Annotated in this window: 15 protein-coding genes; 5 read left to right on the top strand and 10 right to left on the bottom strand. The window is 71.9% G+C overall.

Features of this window, described 5'->3' with window-relative positions:
- Positions 1 to 3: 3 nt before the first annotated feature.
- The 3 genes from ELY19_RS05890 to ELY19_RS05900 form a co-directional block, all read right to left on the bottom strand.
- A complete protein-coding gene (locus tag ELY19_RS05890; RefSeq protein WP_126195380.1) occupies positions 4 to 642 on the bottom strand; it encodes a DUF6968 family protein in 639 nt (212 codons plus the stop codon).
- The gene (locus tag ELY19_RS05895) at positions 626 to 844 is read right to left on the bottom strand and encodes a hypothetical protein (protein WP_126195381.1); all 219 of its coding nucleotides are present in this window, start codon (positions 842 to 844) and stop codon (positions 626 to 628) included. Before ELY19_RS05895 ends, ELY19_RS05890 begins: the two co-directional genes overlap by 17 nt.
- 456 nt (positions 845 to 1,300) lie before the next feature.
- Positions 1,301 to 2,443: a glycosyltransferase family 4 protein gene (locus ELY19_RS05900; RefSeq protein WP_126195382.1), complete on the bottom strand. Its 1,143-nt coding sequence runs from the start codon at positions 2,441 to 2,443 to the stop codon at positions 1,301 to 1,303.
- Between the two features lie 25 nt (positions 2,444 to 2,468).
- Here ELY19_RS05900 and ELY19_RS05905 point away from each other — a divergent pair, with 25 nt between their 5' ends.
- Positions 2,469 to 3,233 (top strand): class I SAM-dependent methyltransferase, encoded by a 765-nt coding sequence (locus ELY19_RS05905; protein WP_126195383.1) that lies wholly within the window; start codon positions 2,469 to 2,471, stop codon positions 3,231 to 3,233.
- Positions 3,234 to 3,323: 90 nt separating this feature from the next.
- Here ELY19_RS05905 and ELY19_RS05910 read toward each other — a convergent pair whose 3' ends face one another.
- From ELY19_RS05910 to ELY19_RS05930, 5 genes are all read right to left on the bottom strand, one after another.
- The gene (locus ELY19_RS05910; RefSeq protein WP_164711528.1) at positions 3,324 to 7,112 is read right to left on the bottom strand and encodes a magnesium transporter MgtE N-terminal domain-containing protein; all 3,789 of its coding nucleotides are present in this window, start codon (positions 7,110 to 7,112) and stop codon (positions 3,324 to 3,326) included.
- A gap of 386 nt (positions 7,113 to 7,498) precedes the next feature.
- Positions 7,499 to 8,368: an RNA polymerase sigma-70 factor gene (locus ELY19_RS05915; RefSeq protein ID WP_126195385.1), complete on the bottom strand. Its 870-nt coding sequence runs from the start codon at positions 8,366 to 8,368 to the stop codon at positions 7,499 to 7,501.
- Positions 8,365 to 9,405, bottom strand: a complete 1,041-nt coding sequence (locus ELY19_RS05920) for an NAD(P)/FAD-dependent oxidoreductase (RefSeq protein WP_126195386.1) — start codon at positions 9,403 to 9,405, stop codon at positions 8,365 to 8,367. The genes ELY19_RS05915 and ELY19_RS05920 overlap by 4 nt, the downstream gene beginning before the upstream one ends.
- Before the next feature lie 155 nt (positions 9,406 to 9,560).
- The gene (locus tag ELY19_RS05925) at positions 9,561 to 12,134 is read right to left on the bottom strand and encodes an ABC transporter permease (protein WP_227967220.1); all 2,574 of its coding nucleotides are present in this window, start codon (positions 12,132 to 12,134) and stop codon (positions 9,561 to 9,563) included.
- Complete coding sequence (locus ELY19_RS05930) at positions 12,134 to 12,913, bottom strand: ABC transporter ATP-binding protein (protein ID WP_126195387.1); 780 nt, start codon at positions 12,911 to 12,913, stop codon at positions 12,134 to 12,136. The genes ELY19_RS05925 and ELY19_RS05930 overlap by 1 nt, the downstream gene beginning before the upstream one ends.
- Before the next feature lie 104 nt (positions 12,914 to 13,017).
- On the opposite strand from ELY19_RS05930, the gene ELY19_RS05935 reads away from it, so the two are divergent.
- Both ELY19_RS05935 and eccA read left to right on the top strand, forming a co-directional pair.
- The gene (locus ELY19_RS05935) at positions 13,018 to 13,500 is read left to right on the top strand and encodes a hypothetical protein (protein ID WP_126195388.1); all 483 of its coding nucleotides are present in this window, start codon (positions 13,018 to 13,020) and stop codon (positions 13,498 to 13,500) included.
- A gap of 87 nt (positions 13,501 to 13,587) precedes the next feature.
- A complete protein-coding gene (gene eccA / locus ELY19_RS05940; RefSeq protein WP_126195389.1) occupies positions 13,588 to 15,261 on the top strand; it encodes a type VII secretion AAA-ATPase EccA in 1,674 nt (557 codons plus the stop codon).
- 6 nt (positions 15,262 to 15,267) lie between these two features.
- Here the strand turns inward: eccA and ELY19_RS05945 are convergent, their stop codons facing one another.
- A complete protein-coding gene (locus ELY19_RS05945) occupies positions 15,268 to 15,798 on the bottom strand; it encodes an FAS1-like dehydratase domain-containing protein (protein ID WP_126195390.1) in 531 nt (176 codons plus the stop codon).
- A 163-nt stretch (positions 15,799 to 15,961) separates the two neighbouring features.
- Here ELY19_RS05945 and ELY19_RS05950 point away from each other — a divergent pair, with 163 nt between their 5' ends.
- Positions 15,962 to 17,113: an FAD-dependent monooxygenase gene (locus ELY19_RS05950; protein ID WP_227967222.1), complete on the top strand. Its 1,152-nt coding sequence runs from the start codon at positions 15,962 to 15,964 to the stop codon at positions 17,111 to 17,113.
- Positions 17,114 to 17,256: 143 nt separating this feature from the next.
- Positions 17,257 to 18,255 carry a phosphatidylglycerol lysyltransferase domain-containing protein gene (locus ELY19_RS05955; protein WP_164711529.1) on the top strand — a complete coding sequence of 333 codons (999 nt, stop codon included), beginning with the start codon at positions 17,257 to 17,259 and terminating at the stop codon, positions 18,253 to 18,255.
- 63 nt (positions 18,256 to 18,318) lie between these two features.
- Here ELY19_RS05955 and ELY19_RS05960 read toward each other — a convergent pair whose 3' ends face one another.
- Positions 18,319 to 20,172 carry a phosphoenolpyruvate carboxykinase (GTP) gene (locus tag ELY19_RS05960; RefSeq protein WP_197715991.1) on the bottom strand — a complete coding sequence of 618 codons (1,854 nt, stop codon included), beginning with the start codon at positions 20,170 to 20,172 and terminating at the stop codon, positions 18,319 to 18,321.
- Between the last annotated feature and the right edge of the window lie 40 nt (positions 20,173 to 20,212).

The following is a 20,212-nucleotide window of genomic DNA, read 5'->3' on the forward strand; positions in this document are numbered from 1 at the left end:
GTTTCAGATTACGGCGACGGTGGCCTCCGCGTCGGCGAGTGCAGCTGTGAGCGAACGCATCGGGTCGGGACCGTAGGAGACGCGCTGGACGGTGCCCTGCGGCGTCCCGATCGACCAGCGCGTCATCCACCGGTCGTGCAGGCCCTCCGGCTGCGCGATGCGGACCTCCCGGTCGCCGCGGGCGGTGCGGACCGTCATCGCCGTGATCGGTGCCACGATCTCGCCCTTGTGCCTGCGCCGACCGAGAATGTCCACAACACTGAGTACGAGAAGCGTCGCGAAGAGCACCGCCACCGCAGTGATGCGCCACGCCGCCCAGTCATCGAAGTCCATCCACATCAGTGTCATCGCCGGGATGATGAGGACGAAGCCGCCGACGAGGCCCCGAGCGTCCCGCGCGCTCATCGCCGGATCCGACCCGACCGCGATCCGCCACAGCTGGGCCGCGGTGATCGCGACGACGAGGCTCACCGCGAACATCAGGCCGTGGGCGACGCCCTGGCCTCGCGGGCCGTCGACAGGCCAGTCGACCAGCACGAACGCCGCACCGAGCGTCAGCCAGAGCAGCAGCAGTAGCCCGGCGAACGCCTTGAGCACGGCGACCGGGACCGTCCGCGTTTCGCTATCACCGAGTCGGGGCATCACGGCTCCTCCGCGCCCGGATCAGCGCGTAGACGCCGACGCCGATCTCGGCAACGGCGAGGACCGCCATCGCCGCGGCGAGGACGGTGCGGAAGTCCGGCCAGGTCGACCAATCGCGGATCAGCACCACCACCAGCAGGAACGCGCCGAGGCCGATGAAGTACCACGCCATCCGCGGCGTCACCTCGCGTTGCCTCATCACGAATTCAGACTAACGGATTGCGCCCGAATCGTCGGTGCTCTCCGCACCGTCGCGCAGGTGGCTTCCCGCCCGGCTCCGCTCACGCTCCGCCCTGCGGTGGATTGTGCCCGCTCAGCGGACAGAATCTCACACACGTGCAGGGCCCCCACGGCATCGCCTCGAACTCCGCGACTCGCGGCTCCCACACCACCGGAGCCTCAGTGCGTGTCGGCGACGACACGCCGAGGGCAGACCGCCGACCCGCACCGATGGTCGGATGGGGGGGTGAAGCGGCCGGTCTGGCTCCGACGGCCATGCGCGCCACGCATGCCTGCACCGAGAAACTCGCTTCTGACCGGCAATGATGCCGCCATGCGTCGCGCGCATGGCGGTCGGAACGACAACCCAACCCCGCATCGAGCCTCAGCAGCCCGTCAGGCCCGCACACGCCGCGCCGGGCCGGCGTCGGCGCAGGACTCAGACCAGCCCGCCGACGCGCTCCCCCGCCACCGACGCGGACAGGACACGGGAGACGCCGTCGGCGGTGGCGGGCCAGGAGAACTCCCCCGCCCGCTCCCGCGCCTTGGCACCGAGCTCCTCCCGCAGGTCGGCGTCGCTGAGCAGCGCGTACACCGATTCGGTGAGCCCGGCGAGATCACGGACCAGGAGCCCGGTGGCACCGTCGACCACGGAGTCGGTGAGGCCCCGCGACGAGACGTACCCGACGGTCGGCACCGCGTGCTGGGCCGCCTCGATCACCGTGATCCCCCAGCCCTCCTTGCGCGACGGCATGACGTGCACCCAGGCGCGCGAGAGCAGCCGGTGCTTGCGCTGTTCGCTGACGTGGCCGTGGAAGGTCACCCGGTCGAGCACGCCGAGCTTCGCGGCGTGGGCGTAGAGCTCCTCGTCCCACCAGCCGCTGCCGATCACGTCGAGGTGCAGGTCGGGGACGCGGCGGACGAGGCGGGCCAGCACGTCGAGGGCGTCCTCGATCTGCTTGTGCGGCACGAGCCGCGAGAGCACGACGATCCGGGGCGTCGCCGAGCGGACGTCGGCGACGCCGGGCGCGACCTCATCGATCCCGTTGCGCACCACGGCCACCCGCTCGGGGCCGACGCCGAGCAGCGCCAGTTCCTCCGCCGAGGGCAACGAGACGGTGAGGTACTGCGATCGACGGTGCAGCCACGGCGAGAGCCGCGACTCGATGAACCAGCCGACCCGCGCCACGAGCCGGCCCGCGACGGGCCACTGCTCGCGGTGGCAGTGGTGCACGAGCACCGTGACCGGCACGCCCGCGACGAGCCGCGCGAAGAAGGGGATGCCGTTCTGCGTGTCGATCACCGCGTCGGGGCGGATGCCGCGCAGTGGGCCGCGCCCGAACCGGGCGAGCACGATCGCGAGCAGCGCCATCGGATACACGGTGAACCGGCCGCCGCCGCGGGAGATCCGGACGCCGCCCACGGTCTCGGACGGGGCCGCGCCCGGGTACATCGCGGTGCGCAGCGTGACCCGCACGCCGCGGGCGGCCAGCTCCTGCCCGACGCGCTCGAGGTACAGCTCGCTGCCGCCGCCCTGCGGGTGGCGGGTGTCACGCCAACACAGCAGGAGGACTTCACGCACGGCTTCTAGGGTACCGTCCGGTGGCGTGTACCCCGCCACCTGGAAGAACGCGACGAAACAGCTCCGGCGCCGCGCCACGCTCCGGCGCTCGGTGGGGCTGCTGTCCGACTTCCGGTTCGAGCAGTCGGAGCCGGCCCGGTTCTACGGCTCGCTCGCGCGCGACACCGTCGACCTGACCGGCGACCTCTACGGGGATCTCGACGGCGCCCTCGTCCTCGACGTGGGCGGCGGGCCCGGCTACTTCGAGGACGCGTTCGCCGAGCACGGCGCCGTGTACGTGCCCGTCGAACCCGACCCGTCGGAGGCGCACGCCGCCGGGATCACGTCCTCGCGGGGCCTGCGGGGCTCCGGCCTCGCGCTCCCCGTCGCCGACGGTGCCGTCGACGTCTGCCTCTCCTCCAACGTCGCCGAGCACGTCCGGGACTGGCGCACGATGGGCGAGGAGATGCTGCGCGTCACCCGGCCCGGCGGCATGGTGATCCTCAGCTACACGCTCTGGTACGGCCCGTTCGGCGGCCACGAGATGGGGCTGACGCACTACCTCGGCGGCGAGCGCGCCGCCCGGATGTACACCCGCAGGCACGGGCACCCGCCGAAGAACCTCTACGGGACGTCCCTGTTCAAGGTCGGCGCCGCGGACGGGCTGGACTGGGCGGCCACCGTCGGGAACGCCGATCTCCTGGCCGCGTTCCCGCGGTACCACCCGTCGTGGGCGTGGTGGCTGGTGCGCGTCCCCGGCGTGCGGGAGCTGCTCGTGTCGAACCTCGTCCTGGTCTTCCGGAAGCGCTGACGCGGCCGCGACGCCGCGGCGGGCATGCCCGGACACGGGTCCGGCCCCCGGCCGCGGGATCGCCGCGGCCGGGGGCCGGAGGGGAAGGGATCAGGCCGCCGAGTCGGCGACCGTCGGGGCGTCGTCGGACGTGGCGCCCGTGCCCGTGTCCGTGGTCTTGTCCGCGCCGATCCCGGCGAGGGCGTCGTCGACCAGCTCGCCCGCGACGTCGGCCTGGCTGCCGGCCTCCGGCTGGGCCGGCTGCTGCTCACCCGTGGCCCCGCCGGTGGGCTGCTGCGTACCGGCCTCCGGCGTGGCCGGGCTCGTCGGCTCGGACGCGGTAGTCGGCTCGGCGGTCTTCGCCGGGTCGGCCGTGGTGGTCGGCTCCGTCTTCGTGGGCTCTGCGGTCTTCGTGGGGCCGGCCGTCGGGCTCGGCGCGACGGTCGGGCTCGGCGCGACGGTCGGGCTCGGCGCGTCGGCGGTCGGGTCGGCGTCCGGCGAGCGGTGCTTGCCGACGTACGGTGCGTCGGCCGAGGGCGCGGTGGTCCCCGCGACCGGCAGCATGGACAGCGCCGACGTCGTCGGCGTGCCCGCGGCGTCCGCGGCGGCGAGCGCCGTCGCGCCCTGCTGCACACCGGACGCGGTCGCGGACCCGCCGGTGAGAGCCTTCTGCACCTGGCCGAAGAGATCATCCAGACCGCCGCCCTTGATCACCGACGTGGCGAGCTGAATCGGCATCGTGACGATGGTCGTGACGAGCTTGATCACCGGCTCGATGATGCCGAGGCCGAAGTTCAGCACGGGCGTCACCACGGTGTCGACGACGAGCTTCACGGGCCCGGCCGCGACAGGTCCGACGAACGGGATGGACGCGACCAGGTTCGGGACGAGCTGCGCCCCGCCCGTGATGGCACCGCCGACGACGCCGGTGACCAACTCGGGGAGTCGAGCCGCACCGCCCGGGGTGCCGAGGCTGGAGACCACCAGGGACACGACGCGACCGATGAGCTGGCCGTCCATGAGGCCGAGCAGCTTGTCGTCGGGAAGCCCGCCGACGATCGCCCGGAGCTTGTCGGAGTCGATCGAGCCGACGAGCTGGATCAGCTTCTCGGTGGGCAGACCCGCCACGATGGGGCCGAGCTTGGTCACGGGGATCCCGTTGACGAGGTCGCCGAGCGTCTTGTCGTCGAGGCCCGAGACCACGGCGGCCAGCTTGTCGGTGGGGATGCCCTTGACCAGCTGCGTGAGCTTGTCGGTCGGCAGCCCGCCGACGACGGGCGCGAGGCGATCCACCGGGATCAGGCCGACGAGGTCGCCCAGCTTCTTCTGGTCGAAGCCGCCGACCACCTCGGCGAGCTTCTCCGTCGGGATGTAGCTGACGAGCGTGGTGAGCTTGTCACTCGGCAGGCCGGCGACCGCCGGGCCGATCTTCGTGGGGTCGACGGTGCCGATCACCTCGGTGAGGACCGTGCTGTCGAGCCCCTCGACCAGCTTGGCGATCGTCTCGGTGGGCAGGCCTCCGACGACGGCGCCGAGCTTGTCGACCGGGATCGCCTTGACGAGTTCGGTCAACTTGTCGTTCGGCAGGCTCGCGACCACGGGACCGAGCACGTCGGTCGGCAGGCCGCCGACGAGTTCCTTCAGCTTCGCCGGATCCAGGCTGGACACGAGCGTGACCAGGCGCTCGGTCTCGAGCGATCCGACGACCGCCTGGAGCGTCTTGTCGTCGAGGCCCTTGACGACGGCGAGCAGTCTGTCCTGCGGAAGGGCCTTGACGACGGCGTTGAGCTTGTCCTGCGAGAGTCCCGAGACGATGGTGTTCAGCGTCGCGTCGGGCAGGGTCCCGACCACGTCCTTGAGCTTGTCCGCCGGGATCGAACCCACGAGCTGCGCGAGCTTGTTCGTGGGCAGGCTCGCGACGATGGGCCCGAGCTTGTCCACCGGGATGCCGTTGACGAGCTGGCCGAGGGTCTTGTCGTCGAGGCCCGAGACCACGCCGATCAGTTTCTCGACCGGGATGCCCTTGACGAGGGTGGTCAACGTGTCCTGTGGCAGCTCGCCCACGACGCCCGCGAGCTTCTCGGCCGGGATGGATTTGACCAGTTCGGTCAGCTTGGCCTGATCGAAGCTGCCGACCACACCGGCCAGCTTGTCCGTGGGGATGTACCCGACGAGCGCATTGAGCTTGTCGCTGGGGAGGCCGGCGACCGCGGGACCGATCTTCGCGGGGTCGACGGTGCCGATCACCTCGGTGAGGACCGTGCTGTCGAGCCCCTCGACGAGCTTGGCGATGGTCGCGGGAGGCAGGCCCGCCACGACGGTGCCGAGCTTGGCGACGGGGATCTGCTTGACCAGGTCGGTGAGCTTGTCGTCCGGCAGGCTCGCGACGACCGGTCCGAGGACGCTGCTGGGGATTCCGCCGACGAGGTCCTTCAGCTTCGCGGAATCGAGACCGGAGACGAGGGTGACCAGGCGGTCGGTGGGGAGCGCACCGACGACGGCCTTGAGCTTGGCATCGTCGAGTCCCTTCACGACCTCGATGAGCTGCGCTTCCGGGAGGCTCTTGACCACGGCGTTGAGCTGGTCCTGCGACAGGCCCGACACGATGGTCGAGAGCTTGTCGTTGGGCAGGGTCGCCACCACATCGCGGAGCTTCTCGACGGGGATGGAGTTGACCAACTGCGCCAGCTTGTCGGAGGGCAGGTTGGAGACGATGGGGCCGAGCCGCTCCGCGGGGATTCCCTCGACCAGCTTGCCCAGCGTGGCATCGTCCAGCGCGTTGACGACCTTGATGAGCTTGTCCTGCGGGATGCTCTGCACGAGCGTCGTCAGCTTGTCCTGCGGCAGGTCCGCCACGACCGCGCCGAGGCGCTCCATCGGGATCAGGTTGACGAGCTCGGCCAGCTTCGTGTCGTCGAAGCCGCCGACCACCGCGGCCAGCTTGTCCGTCGGGATGAAACTGACGAGCTGCGTGAGCTTGTCAGTGGGCAGCCCGGCGACGGCGGGGCCGATCTTGGTGGGGTCGGCGGTGCCGATCACCTCGGTGAGGACGGCCGGCGACAGGTTCTCGACCAGACCGGCGATGGTGGCGACCGGCAGGGTGCTCACCACGGCGCCGAGCTTGTCCGGCGGGATCTGCCCCACGAGCGCGGCGAGCTTCTCCGGAGGCAGGCCCGCGACCACCGGACCCAGCACGCTGCTGGGGATGCCGCCGACGAGCTCCTTGAGCTTGACGGGGTCGAGACCCGAGACGATCTCGATGAGACGGTTGGTCTCCAAACCACCGACGATCGCCTTCAGGCTCGCGCTGTCGAGGCTCTTGACGACCTCGATCAGCTTGGCCTGGGGGATGCTCTTGACCACCGCGTTGAGCTTGTCCTGCGACAGCCCGGCGACGATCGAGTTGAGTGTGCCCTGTGGCAGGCCGTTGACGATCGCCTGCAGCTTGGTCTTGTCGATCGCGTTCATGATGTTCACGACCTTGGCCGGGTCCATCACCCCGAGGACCCGTCCCACCTTGTCGGCGGGCATCCGGCTGATGATGTTGGCGACCTGGGTGTCGTTGAGCAGCGTGATCGTGTCGGCCAGCTTCTGCTGGTCGATCCCGTCGAGGGCCTTCGCGAGAGCCTGCGGTGATAGCGCGCTGATGACCGGCGAGAGGATCAGGTCCCACACCAGTTGAACGTCGGCGCGCAACGGCGGCGCCGCCGCCGGGACGGCGAGCACCTGCGCCGGCTTGGGCGTCGACAGGCTGCCCGCGGGCATCGCCGTCACGGCGAGGGAACCCGCGAGGATCGTGGCCGCCATCGCCTGCGTGACCACCCCCGCCCGGCTCCAGGTGAACGGGGCGGTGGCTGTGGGGCGCGCGGTGGCGATGTCGCGCAGGGCTGCTTCACGCATGGGCTTCTCCTGGGTCTTCACGTGACGATCGACCTCCCGGGAACGAGAGCGGCGATCGGATGACTGAGGGTGTATGCAGACACAGCCGAACATGCGGCTGCACTCAATCACCGCGAAGGTTAATCACAGGGTTCACTACCTGGCAGTAGCAAAGCCTTTTCGAAATGCAACCGTGACCATTTCGTGATGCCGCTCACAGCGCTGCACAAATAGGCAGGTCACAAGCTAATGGTCGACCCGAGCATCGTCGTTGGATTTGCGTTTGCATATTACTTAGGGGTGCATTCGAGTAGCGGAACCGCATAGACCCTCACCGACAGCACGAAGTTAACGAGCCTTTCCACGCCGCACGACGACGAAGGGCAACTCGTTCCATTCTGGGGCAGTCATCCGATGACTCGATGCAACTTGTCCGGATTGCGCACGGTGTACACCCCGGTCACCGCGGAACCGCCGACCTCGATGCAGGTGACCTGGTCGACCACCCCGTCGAAGGTCACGACCATCGCCGGCATGCCGTTGTAGACCGCGAACCGCATCCCGAGCTCGCCCAACGTTGCGCCCTTGCGGAACAGCCCCGCGACGAACCGCGCCACGCGGTCCGCGCCCTGCACCGGCCGCCGCGCCGCGGAGACCACCCCGCCGCCGTCGCCGAGGTACACCACGTCCGGCGCGAGCACGTCCATGAGGGCTTGCACGTCCCCGGTCGCCGCCGCCAGGACGAACCGCTCGGCGACGCCCTGCGCCTGCGCGGGATCGGCGACGGCGTGCGGCCGGCGCGCCCGGACGTGCCCGCGGGCCCGGTGCGCGGTCTGGCGCACCGTCACCTCGCTCTTGCCCACGGCCTCCGCGATCTCGGGGTAGCCGAAGTCGAAGACCTCCCGCAGCACGAAGACCGCACGCTCGGTCGGGGTCAGCGATTCGAGCACCAACAGCATCGCGGTGGTCACGGCCTCGCCGGTGAGCACGTGCTCGGCGGGCCCGTCGCCCGACGGTGCCTCCAGCGGCTCCGGCAGCCAGGGCCCGACGTACTCCTCGCGCCGCCGCGATGCCGCCCGCAGCGCGTTGAGCGCCTGCCGGGTGACGATGCGCGCCAGATACGCCCGCGGATTCCCGACGGTGCCGAGGTCCACGTCGCGCCACCGGAGGTAGCTCTCCTGCAGCACGTCCTCCGCGTCAGCGACGCTGCCGAGGATCTCGTAGGCCACGGAGAACAGCAGCGGGCGGTGCTCGGCGAAGGGCTCCTCGGCGCTCATCGCGGCGCGGGCAACCAGGCGTAGCGCGCGGTCCGTGCGGCACCCTTGGCGCCGCGGCAGACCGCCTCCTTGATCACCGCGGCAGTGCGTCCACCGAACTGGATCCGGGTGGGGGTGTCATCGCGCCGGGCCGCCTGGATCACCGCGCGCTTGCGGCCGATCGAGACGTTCTGCCCGGTGTAGCCCATCGAGTACGCCTTCACCGGCCTCCCCGCCAGCTCCCGCGCGAGGTTGTCCGCGCCGTGCGCGCCCTGCGGCAGCGCGGTCTGGCAGCTCAGCCGCGCGCCGGGGACGGCGGCACCGTCGCCCACCGCGACGATCCGCGGGTCCGACACGCTGCGCAGGAACTCGTCGACCACCACCCGCCCGGCGTCGTCGACGGCGAGGCCGCTGCGCGCGGCCAGGTCACTGACCTGCGTCGCGACGGCCCACAGCACGAGGTCGGCGCCGTCGGCACCGTCGAACCTGCCGCGCTCCACGGTCACGCCGAGGCGGTCGAGCTCGCGCCGCACACGCGCCCGCGCGCCGGGCCCGAGCGACGCCCCGACCGCGCCCTCGCTGAGCAGCCGCACCCGCAGGCCGGGGCGCGCCTCAGCGACCTCCGCGGCGGTCTCGATCCCGGTCAGGCCCCCGCCCACCACGGTGACGGCGGCCCCGTCGGGCAGCGCGGCGAGCGCGCGCTGCGCCTCCTCCGCGGTCTCGAGCGCGCCCACCGCGAGCGTGCCCGACGGTCCGGTCGGCGCGCCGCCCGCGGCGTAGATCGCGCGGTCGAAGGAGAGGGAGGTGCCGTCGGCGAGCAGCACCGTGCCGTCGCCGATCTTGTCGACGGCGCCCACGACCAGGCGGATCCGCGGGTCCAGCATCTCGGTGAGCGGGGTGACGGCCGAGCCGCTGCCGGCGATGTGCTCGTGCAGCCGCACCCGTTCGACGAAGCCGGGGCGCGGGTTCACGACGGTCACCTCCGCGTCCGCCTTCTTCACCAGCCGGTTCGCGGCGATGGTGCCCGCGTAGCCCGCGCCGATCACGACGACCTTCATGATTGCCTCCTCATGCGAAGAAAGAGTCTTCCGCACATGGGACACCGGCCGCGCGCGATCTGTGACACGCCGTCCGAAAGTCGAGTTCTCCGGCGCACGACGACAGCATCCGGCGCGCTGCCCCGGAGAATTCGACTTTCGGAACGTTCGAGGACTCAGCCCTCCGCGATCGCGGCGAGCGGGGGCGTGCGGGCCGCGCGGATGGCGGGCAGGATCGCCGCGCCGACGCCGACGAACGCGGACGCCACCAGCATCACGACCACCGTGGACCACGGCACCACGACGGAGCCGAGCCCCTCATCGCGCAGCGCGTGCACGAGCGAGACGCCGAGCAGCACGCCCAGCACAAGACCGAGCGCGGCACCGAAGACCGCGATGAGCATCGACTCGAGGTAGATCGAGCGACGCACCTGCGACCGGATGAGGCCGATCGCGCGGAGCATGCCGATCTCGCGGCGCCGCTCGACCACGGACAGGGCGAGCGTGTTGACGATGCCGAGGATCGCGATCACCACGGCGAGGCCGAGCAGCCCGTAGAGCACGCCCATGAGCGCCGTGATCGCCTGTCCCGCCTGGTCCTTGAGGTCGTCCTGATCGTCGACGTTCACCACGAGTAGCGGCTTCACCGCCTCCCGCAGGCGCTCCTTGAGGTCGCCGACCGACGTGCCGTCAGCGGCGTTGACGAACACCGATTGCGGGGAGACGAGCGGGGCGGTGGCGCCGCTCGCCGGCGGGTAGAGGGTGTTCATGTCGGCGGCGGTGATGACGATGCCGGACAGGGAACCGCCGGTGGCGGAGTAGATCCCGGTCACGGTGAGCTTCGTCTTCGCGGCGCCGACGGCGGACATCGGCTCCACCTCGGTACCCACGTCCCAGCCGCGTCGGCGCGCCGTGCGGTCGTCCACGAGCAGCCCGCCCTGCTTCAGCGTCAGTTCACCGGCCGTGCGGGTGAGGTTGAAGGCGGTCGTGATGTCGCCGTCGATGCCGAGGGCGCTGCGCCGGTCGTCCCCGATCCGCAGCGGGACGGAGTAGAGGATGGTCTTGGCGCCGATACCGGGGACGTCCTGGATGGCCGTGAGGGCGGCGGGCGGCATGCCGAGCGACGGCGCCTGCAGCATGAGGTCGGAGCGGATGCCCTTGTCCACCTGCGCGTCCACCGACTTCTGCATGGACGCGCCGAGCGTCCCGATGACGCCGACCAGCGCGACCCCGATCACCAGTGCGAAGGCGGTGGCGGTGGTGCGCTGCGGGTTGCGCATCACGTTGGTCCGCCCGAGCCGTCCCGCTGGCCCGAACGGAGCCGCGATGATCTTCCCGACCCCGCCGAGCAGCGGGGCGACGAGCGCGGGGCCGCCGATCACGATGGCGAGGATCAGGCCGAAGCCGGCGATGCCGACCTCGATCGCGGCGGTGGAACCGACCTCGGTGGTCGCGACGAAGAGCAGCGCCAGCGAGCACAGGAGCAGGCCGGCGCCCACCGCGCCGCGCACCAGCAGCGACTGCGGTGAGCCGCCGTCCTGCGCGCGCATCGCGGCGACGGGCGGCACCCGCGACGCACGCACCGCGGGGACCAGCGCGGAGATCACGGTGACGACGGTGCCGACCACCATGACGGTGATCACCACGGCCGGGCTCACGGCGAGTCCGCCGTCGGGGAAGCCCGCGCCCGCGGCGGTGACGCCGGCGCGCAGCAGCACCGCGAGCCCGATGCCCACGGCGAGGCCCAGCGCGCTGCCGACCACGCCCACGACGAGCGCCTCCAGCACGACCGAGTTGCGCACCTGCTCGCGGCCCGCGCCGATCGCGCGGAGCAGCGCGAGCTCGGACAGGCGCTGCGCCACGAGCATCGAGAAGGTGTTGTAGATGATGAACACGCCGACGAGCAGGCCGATGAGCCCGAACGCGACGAGGAAGTAGTTGAGGAAGCTCAGGCCCTGGTTGATCGTGTCCTCGAACTCCTGCCGCACCTCCGCGCCCGTCTGCACGTTCAGGTCGGGCAGGCGCTCGGCGAGGGCGTCGCGCAGCTGCTCGGGCGACGTGCCCTCCGCGGCGCCGACCTCGATGTAGGGGGCGGTGGCGCCGTCGCCGAAGAGCTTGCGCGCCTCGTCCTTCGCGAACAGCGCGCCCAGGTAGCCGCCGGAGTCGGTGGAGATCGTGTACAGCCCGACGATCGTCACGTCGATCGGCCCCGGGGAATGCGGCGCGACGATGGTGGTCTTCGCGCCCACGGGCAGCTTCAGTCGCTCGGAGGCGGATTCGTTGAGCACCATCTCGTTCGGGGCGGACGGTGCCCGGCCGGAGGTGATCTTCAGTCCGTCGGGATCGAGGTTCTCACCGGGCGGCAGATAGGCGCCGCCCACCTGCGGGGCGCCCGTCGGCGAGACCACGTCGCCGTTCCCGTCGCGCAGCGCGATGGTGCCGGTGATCGCGGGGACCACGACGCGCACGCCCGGCACCGCCTTCACCTGGTCCACCACGGACAGCGGCACACCCGGCCCCGAGGGCCCGAATCCGCCCTGTCCCTGGGCGTTCTCGGGGGAGATCCGCGCGTCGACGCCGACCGCGATCTCGTCGGAGATCCCGTCGAAGGCCTTCGACAGCGTGCCGGTGAACACCATCGAGCCCGCGATGAAGGACGTGCCGAGCAGCACGGAGAGCACCGTCAGGACGAGGCGCCCCTTGTGCGCCAGGAGATTCCGCAGCGCCACCCGGCGCATCGGGTTCGCCATCAGCGGGCGACGAGCTCGTCGAGGTGGATCATCTTCTCCAGCACCCGTTCCGCGGTGGGGCTGCGCATCTCGTCGACGATGCGGCCGTCGGCGAGGAAGACGACGCGGTCGGCGTAGGAGGCCGCGCGCGGATCGTGGGTCACGATCACGACCGTCTGCCGGAGGTCGTCGACCGCGGCGCGCAGGATCGACAGCACCTCCGCGCCGGACCGCGAATCCAGGTTGCCCGTGGGCTCGTCGCCGAAGATGATCTCCGGCCGCCCGACCAGGGCGCGGGCGCAGGCGACGCGCTGCTGCTGGCCGCCGGACAGCTCCGTCGGCCGGTGGCCGAGGCGCGGGCGCAGCCCGAGCCGGTCGATCACGGTGTCGAGCCACTGCTGGTCGGGCTTGCGGCCCGCGATGTCCAGCGGCAGCGTGATGTTCTCGATCGCCGTCAGCGTGGGCACCAGGTTGAAGCTCTGGAAGACGAACCCGATCCGGTCGCGGCGCAACTGGGTGATCTGCTTGTCGTTCAGCGAGGTCAGCTCCGTGCCGCCCACCTGCACCGAGCCGCCCGAGGCGGAGTCGAGACCGGCGAGACAGTGCATGAGCGTGGACTTGCCCGAGCCCGACGGTCCCATGATGGCGGTGAACTCCCCCGCCCGGAAGTCGACGGTGACCCCGGCGAGGGCGTGCACGACGTTGTCGCCCTCGCCGTAGACCTTGGTGACGCCGACGGCCCGCGCGGCCACCGTCTCGGGCGTGGGCAGCGTCGCCGGTGCGAACGGAGTCTGTGACATGTCACCGAGAATGCCAGAATCTCGTCACCTGCGGCATCAGGGTGATCCCCCACGCCGCGCCCGGGCGGCGGGTGCGGCCCGCGGGCATCCGTCATGATGGACCGATGCGCCTCGAACCTCGGATCCTCACCCAGCTGTCGGGCGTGCTCGACCTGCGCGGCGGCAAGTTCTTCGGCAGCTGCTTCGGGCACCGCGTTCCCGACGATCTGCTGGCCGCCGTCACCGTGCACGGCGCCGCGACGAACCGCGCCACCGCGGGATTCGCATCGCCGTCGCGCGCGCAGGCGGCGATGCCGATCGAGCTCGAGCACTGGGACGCCGTGCCGCCGGCGGAGGGCGAGTGGGACACCGTGCTGCACACGCAGCTCTGCGTGGACACCTCCGGCTCGGTCGAGTGGTTCTCCCCGGGTGACGACGGCCCCGGGGAGGTCCTGGAGTTCCCGATGGCCCGCGGCTACTACGAGGTCGAGGCCGCGGCGCGGCACGCCGGCGAGGGCGACGACCACTGGCGGCTGCGGTTCTGGTCGTCGCCGGAGTACGGTCCCGACCTCGCCGAGATCCGCGAGATCGCGCGACTGGCCCGCTGACCGGCGGCCGCCGCCTTCGCCGAACCCGCCCCGCGGCACCGTCGACCCCGCTACTGTGATCGCAACACCGGGGTCTGGGGGGACCACATGGGGACATCTGCGCTTCGCGCGTTCCAGGCGGGCGTCGCGGCACTGGGGATCGGGTTCGGCGAATTCGAGGCGGCGGCACCGGACGCGGCCCTCGCGCGCCGCGCCTTCGAGGCCGCGACGGGCGCCGATCCGGGCATGGCCGATGCGTGGCTGGGCCGCGCCGCCGCCGGCGAGAACACCGCCGAGGTGCTCGCCGCGCTGCACCGGCACGCCGGTGCGATCGGCGCCGCGGCCCGCCGGCTCGGGCTGCCGCCGGGCGCGCTGACCAGTACCTTCGCCACCGGCCTGTACGTCGACTACCCGCTGCGCGACGCCGCCACCGCGCACGTCGCCTACGCCGCTCGCCTGCTGTCCGACGGTGCGCCCGAGGAGGCCGAGCGCGTTCTCGACGCGGCCGCGCCGTGCCCGATCGCGCACTATCAGCGCGCCGTCGTCGCCGCCCGGACCCGACGGTGGCCCGACGTCCTGACGGCGCTCGACGGCCACGCCGGGTGGGAGGACGCGGTGCTCGTCGCCGCGGCGGCGACCGTGGCCGGTTCCGCCGCGGCGCAGCTGGGACGGTTCACCGAGGCCGCCCGGCTGCTCGCGGCCGCCGCCGAGGGGCCGGTACCGGGTGCGGCCGCCGCGGCCCGCTACTGCCACGCCCTCGTGCTGCGCGAGCAGGGCGACGAGGAACGCGCGCGCGAACTGCTGGAGCGGGCGGCACCGTCGTATCCGCCCGCGGAGGCCGCCCTGCGCGACCCGAGCCACCGCCTGGTGCTCGACGGCCCGGACGCGCCCGGGCCCGCGCCGGAGGAGGCGGCCGACGCCGGCGACGACCTGCTGGCGGCGGCCGCCGACGAGCTGGAGCGCCAGGTGGGGCTGCGCGAGGTGAAGGAGCAGGTCACCCGCCTGCGCACGACGATGCAGCTGGCGAAGGTGCGCGCCGACCGCGGGCTGTCGAGCGGGAGCCGCTCGCTGCACCTCGCGTTCACCGGCCCGCCCGGCACCGGCAAGACGACGGTCGCGCGGATCGTCGCGCGCATGTACCGCGGCCTCGGACTGCTGGCCACGGACACCGTGGTCGAGTGCTCGCGGCGCGACCTCGTGGGCCAGTACCTCGGCGCCACGGCGCAGAAGACCAGCGCCGTGATCGACTCCGCGCTCGACGGGGTGCTGTTCATCGACGAGGCCTACACCCTCGTGCAGGAGGGGCTCTCGGGCGGTGACGCGTTCGGGCAGGAGGCGATCGACACGCTGCTCGCGCGGATGGAGAACGACCGCGACCGGCTGGTGGTGATCATCGCCGGGTACGACGCCGAGATCGACCGGTTCCTCGCCGCCAACGAGGGCCTCGCGTCGCGGTTCGCGCGGCGCATCCGGTTCCCCGGCTACAGCCCGGGCGAGCTCGCCGAGATCGGCGCGGCCATGGCGCGCAGCCGCGACGCGGTGCTCACCGGCGGGGCCGCGGAGGTCCTCGAGACCTGTTGTGCCGGCATCGCCGACCGGCTGGACCGCCTGGGCAACGGCCGCTTCGTGCGGAACGTGATCGAGGCGGCCGAGGAGGAGCGGGAGCTGCGGCTCGCGGACTCGGGCCTGGACCTGGCCGGGGTCGACGAGGCCGTGCTCATGCGCATCGAGGCCGCCGACATGGCGCGCGCCCTCGACGGGGTGCTCGGCGCCGCGGTCTGAGAACCGTCAGCGGGACGCGGCGACGTTGGCGGCGTAGGAGTCGCTGTGCGACGGCCCGGTGCCGGTCATCATCACCTCGTCGGCGAGCCGGTCGGCTGCCTCGAGGTCGATGCCGTTCTCGCGCTGGCTGTGGACCAGGAAGATCTCCGCATCGAGCGACGGCTCACCGTCGGCGTAGACCATGCACTCGACCACGATGAGATCGGTCTCGGCCTTGACGATGTGCGAGGTCAGCCGCACCCCGAGGCTGAGGACGTCACCGACGTGCAGCGGGCGCAAGTAGGTGAAGGACTGGCCGGCGTGCATGATCGCCGCCAGGTTGCAGCCGGGGATCGCCTTACCGACCACGGCCGACGCCGCCTGCAGCATGGGCGCACCGAGCATGGTGGCGGGCACGGCCACGTCGTCCGGGAGACGGCGGCTGACCGCGTACGGCACGTCCCAGCTGCGGGTGGCGCGCGCGAAGGAACGCACCGATTCCGCACCGATCTCGTAGGCATCGGGGAACCACAGTTCCCATTCGTCGGCGACGGCCACGGTCACTCCTCGAGGGCTCTGCCCTCATCTCAGCTTCGGAGGGACGAACAAGGATAACCACAGGTCGCGTGCGATCCCAAACCCAGCACAGCCCGTGACAACAGCGCGTGTCACGCAGCGGTGCCCGATGACACGGCGACCGTCGCGCACTAGCGTCGTGAGCATGTGGAGGACCAACTCACTGCGCGTCGCCGTCGTGGGCGCCGGCATCGGCGGGCTGGCGGTGGCCTCCGGCCTGCAGCGCGCCGGCGCCGAGGTGATCGTCCTCGAACAGGCCGCCCGGTTCCTCCCCCGCGGCTCCGGTCTCACGCTGCTGTCGAACGGCTTCGCGGCGCTCCGGTCGCTCGGCCTGGAGGACCGGGTGCGGGAGGTCGTGGCCGACGGTCCGCCGCCGGCCCCGTACGGCACGCGCCGCGCGGACGGCGCCCGGCTCGGCGAGTTCTCCCCGGACACCCTGGCCGACCTCCGGGTGGTGGACCGCACCGAGCTGCACCGGGCGCTGTTGAAGGACCTGGCGCCGGACACGGTGCGGCCGGGCATCCGCGTGGAGGGCCTCAGCCGCGAGACCCTGGACCTCGGGCCGAGCGGCCTCCTCGAGGACTGGCACGTGCTGGTCGGCGCCGACGGCATCCGCAGCCGCGTCCGCGGCAGCCACGCCGGCGATCCGGGAGCGGCGTACTGCGGTTACGGGGCGTGGCGGGGCATCACCGACACCCCCGTCGAGCTGCCCGACAGCGGCGAGAGCTTCGGCCGCGGAGAGCGGTTCGGGTACGTCCCGCTGCGGGACGGCCGGGTGTACTGGTTCGCCGTGCGCCCCTCCGCGGACGACGACCTGCCCGAGCCCGGGGAACTCCTCGAGCGCTACCGGCAGTGGCACGACCCCATCCCCGCACTGCTCGATGCGACCGCGCCCGACCGGATCGGCTACCAGCCGATCGAGCGGCTGGCGCACCCGCTGCGCACGTATTCGCGCGGTCCCGCCACGCTGGTCGGCGACGCGGCGCACGCGATGCCGCCGACCCTGGGGCAGGGCGCGAACCTGGCGCTGGAGGACGCGGCGGTGCTGGTCTCGCTGCTCCGGCCGATCGCGCGGGACCACGACCCCCGGGACATCCCGGCCAAGCTCTCCGCCTACGACAAGGCGCGCCGGCCCCGCACGCAGTCCATCGCACGGCAGGCCCACCTGCTCGGCGCCGCCCTGCAGGCGTCCACGCCCCTCCTCGCCCGCGGCCGTGACGCCGCGATGCGGGCCGCCCCGAACGCGCTGCTGGACCGCGTCTTCCGCAGCACGCAGCGGTGGTCTCCGCCCGACTGAGCGCGCCGCGCGACACCGCGCCACTCACTGTCGCCCGGTGCGACTCCCGCGCGATGCGCCCGGAGGGCGCCGCCCCGTATTCCCCGTGCACGCGTGGCGAACCGCACCGTCGCGGGGCCGTGCGGAAGGCGCATAATCACAGCATGTCGTTCGGTGATCGAAGCGTCTCGGATCTGGTCGGCCGGTCGGTCGCCGATCCGCTCGCACCGTTCGCCCTCCGGCCCGAGAAGCACCACGTCGCCGCACCCACCGGGGACGCGATCCTGAGCTATGCGATCCGGCTCGGCGTGGTCGTCGCGAGCGGCGACCCCGTCGGCCTCACCCCCGAGGGCCGTGCGGCGGCGATCGCCGAGTTCGTGCGCCGCGCCGGGCGCCGGCCGATCGCCGTCCTGGGTGCCGGGGAGGCCGCGCGCCCACTCTGGGAGGCGCACGGCCTGCGGGCCGTGCCCATCGGTCGCGACGTGGTCATCGACACCGGCTCCTTCGACCTCGTCGGCCGACGGTTCCGCAACCTCCGGCAGGCGGTGTCGCGGACCCGCAATGCGGGCGTCACCGTCGAGATCGTGCGCGAGGGCGACGTCACCGACCTCGACCGGCAGGCGGTCCGCCGGATGGAGGCTCTCGCGGGCCACGACCCGACCCGCGGGTTCTCCATGATCCTCGGGCGCATGCTCGACGGCTCGACGCCCGACGGGGTGTTCGCCCTCGCCCGGACCGCCGACGGCACCGTCTGCGCCGCTCATCGGTACCTGCCCGCCGGTCCCGAGGACCTGTCCCTCGACCTGCCGCTGCGGGCGCGACGGTCACCCAACGGCGTGGACGAGCGGCTCACCATCGAGACGGTGGCGTGGGCGCGCGATCACGGCTACAAGCGCGTCTCCCTCGCGTTCGCGCCCTTCCCCGACCTGTTCGCCGACGACGCGGCCGCCCTGCGACACCCGTGGGCCGGGGCCACCGCCCGGCGGGCCGTGCACGCCTTCGACCCGCTGCTGCACGTCGAGCGGCTGTACCGGTACCTGCGCAAGTACCGCTCCTTCGACCAGGAGCGCGCGGTCATGCTGCGCCCGCACCAGGTCCTCCGGGTCGCCGCCGCACTGATCCTGCTCGAATTCGGCCGCTACGGCCGCGGCGACCGCCTGTGAACCACGCCCGGACAGCACTGCGCCCCCGCCGTTCCCGGCGGGGGCGCAGTCCGTGTCGGGGGATCAGCCCAGGCGGTGCTTGAGCGCGTCCAGCTCGTCCTTCAGGCCCGTGGGCAGCTTGTCGCCGACGAACGCGAACCACTCCTCGATCGACGGGATCTCGCCCCGCCACTCGTCGACGTTCACGGCCAGCGCCTCGGCGACGTCCTCGACGGGGGTGTCCAGGCCGCTGAGGTCCAGCTCCTCCGGCGTCGCGACGATGCCGACCGGCGTCTCCTTACCGGCGGCGTTGCCCTCGATGCGGTCGACGATCCACTTGAGCACGCGGCTGTTCTCGCCGAATCCGGGCCACAGGAAGCGCTTGTCCTCGCCGCGGCGGAACCAGTTCACGTAGAACACGGCCGGCAGCTTGGACTCGTCGGCCTGCTTGCCGATGTTCAGCCAGTGGTCGAAGTAGTCGCCCACGTTGTAGCCCAGGAAGGGCAGCATCGCCATCGGGTCGCGGCGGACGGTGCCCACCTTGCCCTCGGCCGCGGCGGTCTGCTCGGAGCCGACGGTCGCGCCCATGAAGACGCCGTGCTTCCAGTCGCGCGCCTGCGTCACCAGCGGCACCGTGGTCTTGCGGCGCCCGCCGAACAGGATCGCCGAGATCGGCACGCCCTGCGGATCGTCCCACTCGGGGGCGATCGACGGGCACTGCGCCATCGGGGTGGTGTACCGCGAGTTCGGGTGCGCGGCGACGGTGACGGCACCGTCCTCGCCCTCGGCGGCCGAGCTCTCCCAGTCCTGGCCCTTCCAGTCCGTGAGGTGCTGCGGCGCGGCCGACATGCCCTCCCACCAGACATCGCCGCCGTCGGTCTTGGCGACGTTCGTGAAGATGGTGTTGCCGGCCTCGATGGTCTTCATCGCGTTCGGGTTCGAGTCCATCGACGTGCCCGGGGCGACGCCGAAGAAGCCGAACTCGGGGTTCACCGCGTAGAGGCGGCCGTCCTTGCCGAAGCGCATCCACGCGATGTCGTCGCCGACGGTCTCGGCGCGCCAGCCCGGCAGGGTCGGCTGGATCATCGCGAGGTTGGTCTTACCGCAGGCCGACGGGAACGCGGCGGCGATGTAGTAGACCTTGTCCTCCGGCGAGATCAGCTTGAGGATCAGCATGTGCTCGGCGAGCCAGCCCTCGTCGTGCGCCATGGCCGAGGCGATGCGCAGCGCGTAGCACTTCTTGCCCAGCAGCGCGTTGCCGCCGTAGCCCGAACCGTACGACCAGATCTCGCGGGTCTCCGGGAAGTGGGTGATGTACTTCGTCTCGCTGCACGGCCACGGCACGTCGGCCTCGCCCGGGGCGAGCGGCTTGCCCACCGAGTGCAGGCCCTTGACGAAGAAGCCGTCCTCGCCGAGCTTGTCCAGCACGGCGGAGCCCATGCGGGTCATGATCTTCATCGACACCACGACGTACGGGCTGTCGGTGATCTCGACGCCCAGCTTCGGGTCGTCGGCGCCCAGCGGGCCCATGCAGAAGGGCACCACGTACATGGTGCGGCCCTGCATGCAGCCGCGGTACAGGTCGGTCATGGTCGCCCGCATCTCGGCGGGACGGACCCAGTTGTTCGTCGGCCCGGCGGCCTCCTTGGTCTCCGAACAGATGTAGGTGCGCGACTCCACGCGCGCCACGTCCGCCGGGTCCGAGAGGGCCAGGAAGGAGTTGGGCTTCTTCTCCTCGTTGAGCTTGGTGAAGGTGCCCGCGGCGACCATCTCGGAGGTCAGGCGATCCCATTCGGCGTCCGAGCCGTCGGCCCAGACCACGCGGTCGGGCCGGGTGAGCTCGGCGACCTCGCGCACCCACTCGACGAGCTGTGCGTGCTTCGTGGGGATCGCGTCCCCGTCGAGGCCGGGAATGGTGGCTGACGTCATAGGTGTCATCTCCAAAGTCGCATACGAACCTTTGAACCAGTGTCACACA

It is taken from the genome of Tsukamurella paurometabola, from assembly GCF_900631615.1.
In the GTDB taxonomy this organism is placed as follows: Bacteria; Actinomycetota; Actinomycetes; order Mycobacteriales; family Mycobacteriaceae; genus Tsukamurella; species Tsukamurella paurometabola_A.

Bases quoted from the DNA above. Each gene is read 5' to 3' on its own strand.
- ELY19_RS05935 (WP_126195388.1), top strand. From the start codon at position 13,018: ATGCGCCTCGAACCTCGGATCCTCACCCAGCTGTCGGGCGTGCTCGAC.
- ELY19_RS05915 (WP_126195385.1), bottom strand. From the start codon at position 8,368: ATGAGCGCCGAGGAGCCCTTCGCCGAGCACCGCCCGCTGCTGTTCTCC.
- ELY19_RS05930 (WP_126195387.1), bottom strand. From the start codon at position 12,913: ATGTCACAGACTCCGTTCGCACCGGCGACGCTGCCCACGCCCGAGACG.
- ELY19_RS05925 (WP_227967220.1), bottom strand. From the start codon at position 12,134: ATGGCGAACCCGATGCGCCGGGTGGCGCTGCGGAATCTCCTGGCGCAC.
- ELY19_RS05910 (WP_164711528.1), bottom strand. From the start codon at position 7,112: ATGCGTGAAGCAGCCCTGCGCGACATCGCCACCGCGCGCCCCACAGCC.
- eccA (WP_126195389.1), top strand. From the start codon at position 13,588: ATGGGGACATCTGCGCTTCGCGCGTTCCAGGCGGGCGTCGCGGCACTG.
- ELY19_RS05950 (WP_227967222.1), top strand. From the start codon at position 15,962: ATGTGGAGGACCAACTCACTGCGCGTCGCCGTCGTGGGCGCCGGCATC.
- ELY19_RS05960 (WP_197715991.1), bottom strand. From the start codon at position 20,172: ATGACACCTATGACGTCAGCCACCATTCCCGGCCTCGACGGGGACGCG.
- ELY19_RS05955 (WP_164711529.1), top strand. From the start codon at position 17,257: ATGTCGTTCGGTGATCGAAGCGTCTCGGATCTGGTCGGCCGGTCGGTC.
- ELY19_RS05890 (WP_126195380.1), bottom strand. From the start codon at position 642: ATGCCCCGACTCGGTGATAGCGAAACGCGGACGGTCCCGGTCGCCGTG.
- ELY19_RS05920 (WP_126195386.1), bottom strand. From the start codon at position 9,405: ATGAAGGTCGTCGTGATCGGCGCGGGCTACGCGGGCACCATCGCCGCG.